Source organism: Kitasatospora sp. NPDC049285 (assembly GCF_040678815.1).
Taxonomy (GTDB): domain Bacteria; phylum Actinomycetota; class Actinomycetes; order Streptomycetales; family Streptomycetaceae; genus Kitasatospora.
This window is the reverse complement of record NZ_JBFAQR010000106.1, coordinates 1-11,386: the sequence shown is the minus strand read 5'-3', so window position 1 is coordinate 11,386 and position 11,386 is coordinate 1. Positions and strand designations below refer to the sequence as shown.

Sequence of the window (11,386 nt, the reverse complement as noted above, 5' to 3'; positions counted from 1 at the left end):
CTCCGCCGACAGGTCCCTAACCAGCGATGACCGCAGTTCTCAATCAGTGGTCGGAGCGTCCCGGAGGACCGGGCGGCCATTCCTTCCGAGCCCTCAAGGGCAACGCGCCATCAGCCATACCCGGTCCTCCCGGACCGCCTCACATTCTTAGGGATCGTGCCATGGCCGTGAATCTGGACGACGTCGACTGGGCGATCATCGGGGAGCTGCAGCGCGAGGCCCGCACCTCGCTCAGCGAACTCGGACGGCGGGTGAACCTCAGCTCCTCGGCCACCACCGAACGGGTGCGGAACCTGGAGGCGCAGGGCGTCATCACCGGCTACCAGGCTGTGCTCGACCTGACCAAGGTCGGCTACCCCGTCCTCGCCGTCGTCCGGCTGAAGTACCCCGGCAACCGGCACCAGCCGCTGCGCCGGCTGCTCGAGGAACGCCGGGAGATCCTGGAGTGCCTGCGCACCACCGGCGACGACTGCTACACCCTGAAGGTGGCGGCGACCTCCATGGAGCACCTGGAGACCCTGATGGACGAACTCGCCGGCCTCGGCAGCACCACCACCAGCGTCGTCTACCGCCAGACCCTCCCCTACCGCGGCCCCACCCGACCCTGACCCGGGCTCAGCGCCCGCACCAGCAGCAGCCGCCGGTCGGCGAGCCAGGGACTGCAGCCGATCCCAACGGTCCCAGTCGCCGAACGGGTCGTGGCAGAGCGGCGGCTCGTCCGCCTGCACCTGCCCCTCGGCCGCGCCGTCGTCCGGCCGGGGCCGAGCCGGTTGTCGCGTTCCCGTTCATCCGGCTGATCCTGCTGCGTGCGGACGCGCGGACGCGCAGCGCGAGGCGCCCGCACCAGCAGCGACGGGGCGTCAGAGCAGGCGGGCGGTGACGGTCTTGGGGCGCTGGTAGTCGCGTAGGGCGAGGGTGGAGAGGTCGGTGCCGGCGCCGGAGCCGCGGCGGCCGCTGTGCGGGAGTTCGGCGGACTGGGCGAGGTGGCAGTTGAGCCAGACCTCGCCGGCCGAGAGCCGGGCGCTGAGCGCGAGACCGGTGGACAGGTCGGTGGTCCAGACGCTCGCGGCCAGCGCCTGCGGGACGGACTCGGCGAGGGCCACCGCCTCGTCGAGGTCGGCGGCGCGCTGGACGGTGAGCAGCGGGCCGAACACCTCCTCCACCACGGCCGGGTCGTCGGCGGGCAGGTCGGCGAGGACCCGGGCGGGCCGCCACAGGCCGTCGGTGCGGCCGGGCGCGGCGAGCGACGTCTTCGCCGCGCTGGCGGCCACGATCCGGTCGTAACGGGCCGCCTGGTCGGGGTTGTTGAGCGGGCCGAAGTCCCGGCCGGCCTGCCGCTCGGCCATCGCGGCGGTGAGCGCGGCGACCGCTTCGTCGTACGCCGGGTCGAGGACGATCACCCGGGCGGGGGCGGCGCAGCTCTGGCCGGCGTTGTAGGTGCAGGCGGCGGCGAGCTGCTGCCAGGTGTCGGCGGGCGCGTCGGGCAGCACCAGTACCGGGCTGTTGCCGCCGAGTTCGAGGCTGACGGGGGTGAGGCCGGCCCGGGCGGCGACGTCGGCGCCGCCGGTCGGGCTGCCGGTGAAGGCGACCAGGTCGCAGCCGGCCTCGACCAGCAGCCGCCCGGTGCCGCGGTCGCCCGGCAGCGCGGTCAACACGCCGGTGCCAAGGGCCTGTTCGGCGTGCGCGGCGAGCAGCAGGGCGCTGTCGGGGGTGGTCTCGGCGGGCTTGAGCACCACCGTGTTGCCGGCCGCCAGCGCCGGCGCGCAGCGCCAACCCGCCATCAGCAGCGGGTAGTTCCACGGCACGACGGCGGCGACCACGCCGACCGGATCCCAGCGCACCCAGCTCTGGTGCCCCGCCAGGTACTCCCCGGCGGCGGGGGCGGTGCCGGCCCGCACGGCGCCGCCGTAGAACCGGAACAGGTCGGCGACCTCGGCGATCTCCCCGGCCGCCTCGGCGGCGGGCTTGCCGGTGCCGGCGCACTCCGCGGCCAGGTACTGCTCCGCGTGCCGCTCGATCAGCTCGGCGAGCGCGGCCAGCCGGCGGTGCCGCTCGCGCGGGGTGAGCGCGGCCCAGCCGGGCTGCGCGGCGCGGGCGGCGGCGACGGCGGCCGCCGTCTCAGCTGGGCCGGCAGGCTGCTGCGAGCCTCGGACGTCGCCGGTGCGGGGGTCGATCAGGTCCATGCGGGTGCTCCAGGTGGTACGGGGGTCGCCGGGTGTCGCGGCCCGTCGACGGTCACAAGTCGTAGGCGCGCAGCCAGAGTTCGAGGGTGAGCAGGAGCCAGAGCTTGCCGCCCTGGCGGGGCAGCAGCAGACCGCCGCCGCGCATCCAGGTCTCCACGGTGTCGGCCCGGAACAGGCCGCGGGCCCGGGCGGTCGGCCCGAGCAGCAGGTCCGCGGCGAGCTCGCTGAGCGGCCCGCGCAGCCACTGCTGGACGGGCACCCGCATGCCGCTCTTCGGACGGTAGGTGACGGTGTCCGGCAGCAGGTCGCGCACCGCCTCCTTGAGCACCCACTTCTCCTCGGCACCGGACAGCTTGAGCCGCGGCGGGGTGGCGAAGGCGTGGTCCACCACCCGCCGGTCGAACAGCGGGGAGCGGCCCTGGACGGCCTGCGAGGCGGTCAGCCGTTCCACCTTGGTGAGGATGTGGTGGGCGCCCTTGGTGCGCAGGTTGCACAGCAGCAACTGGTCCAGCAGGGTCGGCATCCGGCGACCGGTCAGGTACGGCTCGACGTGCCGGCGGGGGTGCGGGGCGCCGTCGAGGGCGGCCAGCGCGTCCGGCGTCAGCAGGACCGACAGGTCCTCGTAGCACTTGCGGTAGGTGTGCAGGTAGGCGTCGGCACGGGCCAGGTCCCCGGCGTCCTCGCGGAGCAGTTCGAAGACCAGCATCGCCAGGTTCTTCGGACCGCCGAACACCGGGTCGCCGCCCTCGCCGTTCAACGACACGGACAGGCCGTCGCCGGCCACCGCCTCGGCGAGCATCAGGTTGGGGACGGTCAACGGGTCGCCGACCGGGCTGTCCAGCAGCGCCACGGTGTCGGCGAGCCGCGCCGCGACCTGCTCGCCCGGTACCGTCAGCACCCGGTGCCGGGTGCCGCAGTGCGCTGCCACCAGGCCCGAGTAGCCCAGCTCGTTGGGCAGTTCGAAGCCGAAGCTGATCGAGTAGGTGTGCACCGGGCGGTCGTGCAGCCGGGCGGCGAGCGCCGTCACCAGCGAGCTGTCCACGCCGCCCGAGAGCAGCACCGCGACGTCCTCGCCCTCCGGCAGCCGACGGGCCACCGCCTGCTCCAGCAACTCCCGCAGGCGGTCGGTGTGGTGACGGTCCGTCAGATCATCGGGCGTTGGCTGGGCGGTGGGCTCCCAGTACGGCTCCTCGCGGACGCTGCCGTCCGGACACAGCCGGGTCACCCGGCCGGGCCGCAGTTCGCAGACCCCGCGCAGCAGGGTCTCGGTGCCCGGCAGGTAGGCGAAGGTGAGGAAGGAGCGGACCGCCGCCAGGTCGAGGCCGGTGTCCACGTCGGACCGCTCGCGCAGCGCCCGCAGCGAGCTGGCGGCCACCCAACCGCCGTGCCGGGTCCGGGCGTAGAAGGCGGTGCGGGCGCCGACGTGGTCGCGCACCAGCAGCAGCTCGGCGCCGTCCAGGATCGCCAGGGTGAACATGCCGTCCGCGGCGAGCAGCCCCGCCGGGCCCAGCGCCAGCCAGCAGCGCAGTAGCAACTCGCCGTCCGGGCAGGACGGTTCGGCCGGGCGGCCGGCGGCGGCGAGGGCGGCCAGCAGCTCGGGCCGGTTGTGCAGCGTCACCTCGCCGACGGCGGTGCGGCCGTCGACGGTGAACGGACCGGTGGCGAAGCCGGGCCGGTCGGCCAGCAGCGCCGCCGAGACGCTCTGCCCGGCGGCGGTGAACGGCCCTGCCACCAGGCCGGGTTCGGGACCGGGCCGGGTAGCGGCGGGCAGCGCGCTGACCAGGTAGCGGGCCGGGCGGTGCGCGGCGGCGGCCGGGCTGGGGGAGGCCAGGGTCGCGGAGTGCGGCTCAGCCAAAGTCGTCACTGTCCCAACTGCTCTGGTCTGCCTCGCGGTCATCGTCGAAGTCCGAGGAGTCGGCGAAACCGTCGCCGCCACCGCCGTCCCCGCCACTGCCGTCGGTCGAGCGGTTGACGCGCTCCGCGGCCTGGCGGCGCAGCTCCTCCTCCTCGTCCTCGGAGAGCAGCTCCGGCGCGAACTGGGCGGCCGCGATGCCCGCGCCGAGGCCCAGTGCGCCGAGCACCACGCCGAGTCGGCCCGGGAAGGAGCTGCGGTTGACCAGCACGTACTGGCCCTGTCCCCACACCGTGCGCCCGTAGCCGACGTCCCGGCCGTAGCCGGTCCGGCCGTCGGCGTGCACCCGCTTGATCAGGTCGCTGCCGAGGCGCTCGTCGGTACCGGAGTCGCCCCGGTCGTCGCGCCAGTGGATCCGGCCGTCCGGGTCGCGCCGACGCCACTCGCTGCGGCCGTCGGAGTACCGGCGGTGTGCCGTGCCGTCGGCCAACAGCTCGTCGCTGTACGTGATTTCGGGTGGCTGCGTCATCGTCCAGAGTCCTCGGAGGTCAGGGCGTCGGCCAGGTCAGGAAGCCGGTGTCGCGGGCCCGGGTGGGCGCGGCCGGGCGGGCGGGCGGGGCGAAGCCGCCGCCCCGGACGGTGCGCAGCGCGGTGCGCAGCAGCCGGGCCGGGCGGATCGCCGCCACCTCGGCGACCCGCCCGTCGGCCAGCCAGGCCCGTTCGGCGGCGGGCAGTTCGGCGGGCAACCCGGTCTCGTCGCACCGGGGTCGGCCGCGCAGCGCGGTCAGGTGCAGGGCCCGGGCGTGCCGCGGCAGCACGCCCATGGTGCGCACCCGCAGCGTCGGCCCGGCGTGTTCGCGCACCCGCAGGAACAGCTCGACCCCGGTCGGCGAGGCGTCGTGCAGCACGTGCACCACCGCGTCCCCGGCCCGCTCCAGCGCGGCCAGCAGCCGCGGGTCCAGCGGGAGCCGGTCCGGGGTGACGATCGGACAGGCGCCTTCCAGGTGCAGCCGGTTGGCCAGCAGCATCCCGGTGATCGCCGGGTCCTGGCAGACCAGCAGCCGGGGGAAGGCGTAGTCGTACAGGTCGCCCTCCGGCCCCGGGCGGTGCGGCCCCGGGACGGCGGTCTCCGGCAGCACCGGAAGGCCGGGCTGCCGGGCGAGCGAGGCGGCGAAGCGCTCGGCGCCGAGCAGCGGGCGGACGGTGTAGTCGAGGCGGCGCGGGCCGCGGTGCAGCGGCGCCAGCACCCGGTTGGTCTCGTAGTACAACTGGCGTGCGGTGAAGGCGATCCGGCCGCCCGGGCGGGCGCAGCGCTCGGCGGCCGCGCGCACGGCCCGGTCGACCAGCCGGTCGGTGATCGCGGTCATCCGGCCACCGCCGGTATCGCCGCATCCCGCGGGCCCGCGGCCGGGGTCAGCGGAGCTGGTGGGACGGACGGGGCCGTCCCTGGCACTCGGCCCGGGCGCCGGCCGGCGCGGCGGCTCATGCGCGGCCGTCCGTGCGGGGGGCCGTCGGGGCGTCGGCGGCGGGGCGCTGGGAGGGGATCGCCTCCGGCCAGGTGAGGAAGCCGACCTGCTCGGCGCGGCGGCGGGTCGCGGCGGGCGACTCCTCGACCACCGGGGCGGGCGCCAGGGCGCGCTCCACGCCCTTCCTCGCCAGCGCCATCAGCTTCGCGGGCGGCAGGGTGATCAGCCGGGAGTGCCAGCCGCCGAGCAGCCACGCGCGTTCCTGCTCGGTGAGCCGCTGGAAGGCCGGTGCGGCGGCCACCCGGTCGATCACCCGGCCGTGGTCGTCGCGCTGCCGGATCGCCTTGGCCGGGGGCAGCACCGCACGCGGCGGCAGGCCCGCGTCCACCACCCGCCGCCCGGGGAACGCGGCCCGCGCGTCGAGCACCTCGGCCAGCCCGGCCAGGGACAGGTCGCGCAGCACGACCACCGGCACGCCGTCCGGGACCTCTCGCTCGTGCTCCACCAGCAGCACCGACTGCCGCGCCTCGAAGTCGTTGGCCTGCAGGAACATCCGCACCTCGGCCGGCTTGCACAGCACCGCGGCGCGCGGCTTCACCAGGCCCGGCTTCCCGCGCGGCGCCACGTGCTCCACCACCTGCGGCGGAAGCTCCCGGTGCACCTGCCGCCAGCGGCCGAGCACCTGGTCACGGAACGCGTCCGGAGAGACCCACGGCCTCATCGGGTAGTCCGGGCGCAGGGTGCGGGCGCGCTTGAGGTTCCGCACCGACAGCGTGGTGAGGACCACCGCGACGAACGCCAGCGGCACCACCAGCGGCAGGCCGACGGCCAGCCCGAGCACGAGCGCCAGCGCCGCCAGGACCGCCAGGGTCACCGCCGTGGACAGCTTGCCCTGCCGCTCCGACGCGCTCGGGTAGCGGTACAGGCGGCGCTCGTTGGCCCAGTACAGCTGCTCGACAGTGACGGTCAGGCCACCCTCGGTGAGCTTCCCGGCCAGTTCGCGCAGCTTCCGGTCGTGCAGCCGGCCGGGTTCGACCTTCGGATCCAGGGCGAACTCGCGGTGGCAGAGGGAGCAGACGTGGCCGGTGCGTTCCTTCTGCTTGAGGTCGCGGGCGCAGTGCGGGCAGATCATCGGGCGTCCTCCAGCGCGGTGGCGAGACGGTGCAGCCGGTTGGCCAGCCGCTCCCGCGCGGTGACCGTACCCGGTCGCTGCCGGGCCGTCACCTCCCTTAGGGCGGCGGCCAGTTCGTGATCGCCGCGGTGCTCGGCCGCGGCCGCCGTGATCGCGTAGTCCTCGTGGTCGATGCCGTAGCCGGTGTTCGCCGCCAGGATCGCCAGCCGGTCGCCGCCCCGGTTCGCGAAGGAGTGCGGCATCAGCTCGGGGATCCGGATCAGCGTCCCCGGCGCCAGCGCCACCTGCACCACCCGCCGCCGCTGCTCGTCGTACAGCCCGCAGGCCGCCGGTCCGAGCGCCAGCACCAGGTGCTCGCCGCCGTGCGCGTGCGGCGTGAACGCGCTGTGCGGCGCGACCAGGCCCAGCTTGTAGGTGGCGTTGGACGGCCGCTCCGGCGAGGTCCGGGCGTCCCCGACCAGGTAGTGCGCGTACTGCCGGTCGTCGATGAAACGCAGCAGCTCGGCGTCCGGGTCCTGCGGCCCCAGCTCGCGCGCACCCTCGCGGTCCGCGCGCAGCACCCGCCCGTCCGGCCGCAGCCGGTACAGCTCCGCCCCGTCCGGCAGTTCCGCCGCCAGCCGCGCCAAGCCGCGCAGCCCCGAGCGCACCGACATCCCCCACCCCCACGTGCCTTGCCCGGCGCACCCGTTGGCCGCGGTGTCGCCGTCCGCCGTCGACACGGCGCCCCGCCGTGATGCTACCCGGGCTGCCGGGGTCGCTGACCAGCGGGATACTCGAACAGAAGCTGAACTCTGCGGAGGTGAAAGCGATGTCCGTGACCGCCGGTACGCCGCGCCCGGGCCCGATGCGGCGCTTCTACGCCTGGATCACCGCCAAGCACAACTCCTCCCTGGTCTTCCTGCTCGCCCTCTCCCTCGGCCTCGGCGCCGTCGCCGCCCAGATCAGCCAGCTCTGGCTGCTGATCCCGTTCTCCGTGGTCTGGGCCGTCACCATCGTCGCCTTCGTCGCCCAGTTCTGGGGCCGCCACGAAGCCGCCCACCCGCACCAGGTGCGTCCCGCCTGACCCCCGGACTCCCGAACCCGGTTGTCCCGCGCCCGCCGGGCTGCGAAGGTGGCACCCGTGCCCGGTCAGAGGAAACGCAAGCGTCGCCGGCAGGAGGCCCGCCAGGAGCACGCGGCGAGGTACGCCGAGTACCGCAACGGCCCCTGGCAGGTGGTCTTCGAGACCCAGGACTACGCCGAGTGGCCGGCCCACGTCCACCGCCTGCGGGCGGAGCGCCGGTACGACGACGAGTCGAAGCTGCGGTTGGACGTGCTCTGCGGACGACTCGTGTACCCGACGACGTACCGCCTGAGCGTGCTCGAGCCCGCCGAGGGCGAACGGCCCGCCGCCGCGGAGTAGCTGACGGGCCGTTGCGCCTGCGCGGGGCCGGCGGGCGGGTTTCCTAGGATCGGCGTATGAGCAGCAGCACGCCGCGGCGTTTCGACCGTGCACCACTTCTCCCAGGCGAACCCGGCCGGGCCGGGGTGCGACGACGTGCCGGCGTTGCTGCGGCGACTCGCGGACTCCATCGAGGCGCTCGGCCCGGTGGACGTGCAGGACGTCGTCGTCCACTGGGAGGTCACCGAGCACGGCCCCTGGCCCGCGGGGACGGTGTACTACCACCTGGCCGCGGGCGAGGGGGAGTGAGCCGGTCGGCTCAGGAGCCCTGGACGGCAGGCTCCGGGACGGGGGCCGGCTGAGCTGAGTGATCGGCGGGGGCGGCGGCCCGCAGTGCCGCCTCGACCCGGCGGTTGCCGGTCATGGTCGCGGTGATGGCGGTCATGGTCAGGAGCAGCCCGGCGGCGGTGTAGAGCGGGGTACGTACGTCGTAAGTGGTGGCCAGCCAGCCGCCGAGGAAGGCGCCGAACGGTGCGGCGCACATGGCGAGCATCCGGGAGGTGGAGGCGACCCGGCCCATCAGGTGGGCGGGGACGATCGCCTGCCGGAGGGAGGGGCCGAGCACCATCGTGGCGCCCATGCCCGCGCCGCAGACGGCGAGCGCGAGTCCGGCCAGGTACGCGTTCGGGGCGGCGGCGAGGCCCAGGATGGCGAGTCCCTCGACCGCGGCCGTGCAGGTCAGTGCGGTGCCGGTGCCGAGCCGCCGGCTGAGGAAGGAGGCGATGCCCGCGCCGAGCAGGCCGCCGGTGGCCTCCGCGGTGAGGAGCAGGCCGAAGCCGAAGGCCTCGACGCCGAGACGATCGTGCGCGAAGAGGGCCAGCACCGTCTCCACGGCGAGGAAGGCGACGTTCCCGACCGCCGGACGCAGCGCGAGCCCGAGCAGCAGCTGGTCCCGGAACACGTACGAGGCGCCGGCCCGCGCCTGCCGCAGCAGCGACTCGCGCGCCTGCGGGACGGGCCGCGGTGCGGCGGGCAGCGAGCGGACGAGCAGCGCGGAGGCCGCGAACGAGAGCGCGTCGGCGAGCAGCGGAACCGCCCGTCCGAGCGCGAGCAGGGCACTGCCCGCGGGCGGTCCGGCGAAGCCGGACGCGGCGGTCTGGGTGCCGCGCAGGCGGGAGTTGGCGCGCTCCAGGAGCGCAGGGTCGCGGCCGAGCAGGTCCGGCAGGTAGGCCGTGGCTGCCGTGTCGAAGAAGAGCCCGCCGAGGCCGAGGAGGAAGGCGACGGCCGCGAGCAGCGGAATGCTCAGCACGTCGAGTGCGGCCGCCGCCGCCGGTATCGCGAGCAGCACCGCACGCGCCGCGTCCATGACCCACATCGTGCGCCTGCGGTCCCAGCGGTCCACCAGCGCACCGCCGAGCACCCCGAAGAGCAGCCACGGCAGCGTCCCGGCGGCCGTGACGACGGCGAGCGCCAGCGGATCGCGCGTCAACGTCAACGCGAGCAGCGGCAGCGCGGCATGTGACACCCCGTCACCGAGCGAGGACACCGTCTGGGCGGTCCACAGCCGCCCGAACCCGGTCGGCAACTTCTGTACGTCCGAGGTCACTTGGATTCCCCCTCGATCTGCTGGAGCGCTGCCGGGTGGAACAGCGCGAAGACGAGCGACGCGTCGGGGAGCGCCGGGTCGGACAGCTCCCGGTACTCGTCCGCCAGGGCCTGCAGCCGCGCCCCCAGCTCGGCGAACTGCTCGTCGGTGAGCCGGAGGTGCGCCATCCGGACGTGCCGCTCGCCGTCGGCTGGCGCCGCCTCCAGGTCCGCCACCGCGTGCCGCATCAGCACATCCGGCCCACCCTCGCCCGGATCCGGCAGCACGATGGACCGCGCGGCCATCGCGTAGTACCGCTCGGTGACCCCCCGGACCTTGCGCGTCCGCACCACCTTCACCAGGCCGGCCCGTTCGAGCAGCCGGACGTGGTAGCTGGAACTCCCCTTCGCCAGGCCCACGCGCTCGGCGATCTGCGTGATCGTCGCGGGCTCGAAGCGGAGCACGGCCATGATCCGGTGGCGGGTCAGATTGGAGACGGCGCGTAGCTGCTCGTCCGTGGTGACGTGGAGCGTCTCGGGAACATCATCGGTAGGCACGGGTCAATGGTCAACACTTCTTGACCATTACGCAAGGGGTTTTCCCGACCGACGCCGGCCCGCCTGGTGGAGCGTCAGCTCCCGTTCCACACCGTGGTGATGTTGCAGAACTCGCGGATGCCGTGGCCGGACAGCTCGCGGCCGTAGCCGGAGCGCTTGACGCCGCCGAAGGGGAAGGCGGGGTGGGAGGCGGTCATGCCGTTGAAGAAGACGCCGCCGGCCTGGAGGTCGCGGACGCAGCGCTCGCGGTCCGCCTCGTCGGTGGTCCAGACGTTCGAACTCAGGCCGTAGGGGGAGTCGTTGGCGATGGCGAGGGCCTCGTCGAGGTCGGCGGCGCGGTAGACCGTGGCGACCGGGCCGAAGGCCTCCTCGTGGTGGATCCGCATCCGCGGGGTGACGCCGGAGAGCACGGTCGGGAGGTAGAACCAGCCGTCGGCGAGGGCCGGGTCGTCGGGGCGGGCGCCGCCGCACTCGGCGATCGCGCCCAGCTTCACGGCGTCCGCCACCAGGGCCTCGAGGTCGGCGCGGCCCTGCGCGGTGGCGATCGGGCCGACGTCGGTGGTCTCGGCCGCCGGGTCGCCGACGGTCAGGGCGCGCATCGACGCGGTGAAGCCCGCGAGGAACCGGTCGTAGACGTCCGCGTGGACGATGAAGCGCTTCGCCGCGATGCAGGACTGCCCGTTGTTCTGCACCCGGGCGGTCACCGCGCGGGCGATCGCCGCGGGCAGGTCCGCGGAGGGCAGCACCAGGAACGGGTCGCTGCCGCCCAGTTCCAGCACCGTTTTCTTCACCTCGTCGCCGGCCACCGCCGCCACCGAGCGGCCCGCGCCCTCGCTGCCGGTCAGCGTCACCGCCGCCACCCGGGCGTCGCGGATCACCGACTCGACGGCGCCCGAGCCGATCAGCAGGGTCTGGAAGCAGCCCGCCGGGAACCCGGCCCGGCTGAACAGCTCCTCCAGCGCCAGCGCCGTGCGCGGCACGTTCGAGGCGTGCTTCAGGAGCCCGACGTTGCCCGCCATCAGGGCCGGCGCGGCGAACCGCACCACCTGCCAGAACGGGAAGTTCCACGGCATCACCGCCAGCACCGGACCGAGCGGCCGGTACCGCACGTACGCCGACGCGCCGCCCGAGTCCGCCACGTCCGCCGGGTCCGGGTGCTCGTCGGCCAGCAGCCGCTCCGCGTGGTCGGCGTACCAGCGCATCGACTTGGCGCACTTCGCGGCCTCGGCC

Annotated in this window: 13 protein-coding genes; 4 read left to right on the top strand and 9 right to left on the bottom strand. The window is 74.8% G+C overall.

Features of this window, described 5'->3' with window-relative positions; all coding sequences use genetic code 11:
- Nucleotides 1-161: 161 nt before the first annotated feature.
- Nucleotides 162-608, top strand: coding sequence for an Lrp/AsnC family transcriptional regulator (locus tag AB0K51_RS33900; protein WP_363462007.1), 447 nt, complete (start codon nucleotides 162-164; stop codon nucleotides 606-608).
- A gap of 252 nt (nucleotides 609-860) precedes the next feature.
- On the opposite strand, the gene AB0K51_RS33895 is transcribed toward AB0K51_RS33900, so the two are convergent.
- From AB0K51_RS33895 to AB0K51_RS33870, 6 genes are all read right to left on the bottom strand, one after another.
- Entirely contained in the window at nucleotides 861-2,183 is a 1,323-nt protein-coding gene (locus tag AB0K51_RS33895; protein WP_363462005.1) for an aldehyde dehydrogenase family protein, read from the bottom strand.
- A gap of 52 nt (nucleotides 2,184-2,235) precedes the next feature.
- On the bottom strand, nucleotides 2,236-4,038 hold the full coding sequence (locus AB0K51_RS33890) for an asparagine synthetase B family protein (protein ID WP_363462003.1): 1,803 nt from the start codon (nucleotides 4,036-4,038) through the stop codon (nucleotides 2,236-2,238).
- On the bottom strand, nucleotides 4,031-4,564 hold the full coding sequence (locus AB0K51_RS33885; RefSeq protein WP_363462001.1) for a hypothetical protein: 534 nt from the start codon (nucleotides 4,562-4,564) through the stop codon (nucleotides 4,031-4,033). Before AB0K51_RS33885 ends, AB0K51_RS33890 begins: the two co-directional genes overlap by 8 nt.
- 19 nt (nucleotides 4,565-4,583) lie before the next feature.
- On the bottom strand, nucleotides 4,584-5,402 hold the full coding sequence (locus AB0K51_RS33880) for a hypothetical protein (protein WP_363461999.1): 819 nt from the start codon (nucleotides 5,400-5,402) through the stop codon (nucleotides 4,584-4,586).
- 115 nt (nucleotides 5,403-5,517) lie between these two features.
- Complete coding sequence (locus tag AB0K51_RS33875; protein ID WP_363461997.1) at nucleotides 5,518-6,633, bottom strand: hypothetical protein; 1,116 nt, start codon at nucleotides 6,631-6,633, stop codon at nucleotides 5,518-5,520.
- Nucleotides 6,630-7,286, bottom strand: coding sequence for a cupin domain-containing protein (locus tag AB0K51_RS33870; protein WP_363461995.1), 657 nt, complete (start codon nucleotides 7,284-7,286; stop codon nucleotides 6,630-6,632). The genes AB0K51_RS33875 and AB0K51_RS33870 overlap by 4 nt, the downstream gene beginning before the upstream one ends.
- A gap of 155 nt (nucleotides 7,287-7,441) precedes the next feature.
- Between AB0K51_RS33870 and AB0K51_RS33865 the strand changes: the two genes are divergently transcribed.
- The 3 genes from AB0K51_RS33865 (at nucleotide 7,442) to AB0K51_RS33855 (ending at nucleotide 8,323) form a co-directional block, all read left to right on the top strand.
- Entirely contained in the window at nucleotides 7,442-7,696 is a 255-nt protein-coding gene (locus tag AB0K51_RS33865) for a hypothetical protein (protein ID WP_363461993.1), read from the top strand.
- A 57-nt stretch (nucleotides 7,697-7,753) separates the two neighbouring features.
- Nucleotides 7,754-8,035 carry a hypothetical protein gene (locus tag AB0K51_RS33860; RefSeq protein WP_363461991.1) on the top strand — a complete coding sequence of 94 codons (282 nt, stop codon included), beginning with the start codon at nucleotides 7,754-7,756 and terminating at the stop codon, nucleotides 8,033-8,035.
- An 87-nt stretch (nucleotides 8,036-8,122) separates the two neighbouring features.
- Nucleotides 8,123-8,323, top strand: a complete 201-nt coding sequence (locus tag AB0K51_RS33855; RefSeq protein WP_363461989.1) for a hypothetical protein — start codon at nucleotides 8,123-8,125, stop codon at nucleotides 8,321-8,323.
- A 10-nt stretch (nucleotides 8,324-8,333) separates the two neighbouring features.
- Here the strand turns inward: AB0K51_RS33855 and AB0K51_RS33850 are convergent, their stop codons facing one another.
- From AB0K51_RS33850 to AB0K51_RS33840, 3 genes are all read right to left on the bottom strand, one after another.
- Nucleotides 8,334-9,620, bottom strand: a complete 1,287-nt coding sequence (locus AB0K51_RS33850) for an MFS transporter (RefSeq protein ID WP_363461987.1) — start codon at nucleotides 9,618-9,620, stop codon at nucleotides 8,334-8,336.
- Nucleotides 9,617-10,156, bottom strand: coding sequence for a winged helix-turn-helix domain-containing protein (locus tag AB0K51_RS33845; protein WP_363461985.1), 540 nt, complete (start codon nucleotides 10,154-10,156; stop codon nucleotides 9,617-9,619). The genes AB0K51_RS33850 and AB0K51_RS33845 overlap by 4 nt, the downstream gene beginning before the upstream one ends.
- Before the next feature lie 74 nt (nucleotides 10,157-10,230).
- A partial coding sequence (locus AB0K51_RS33840) for an aldehyde dehydrogenase family protein (protein WP_363461983.1) occupies nucleotides 10,231-11,386 on the bottom strand: 1,156 nt, incomplete at its 5' end.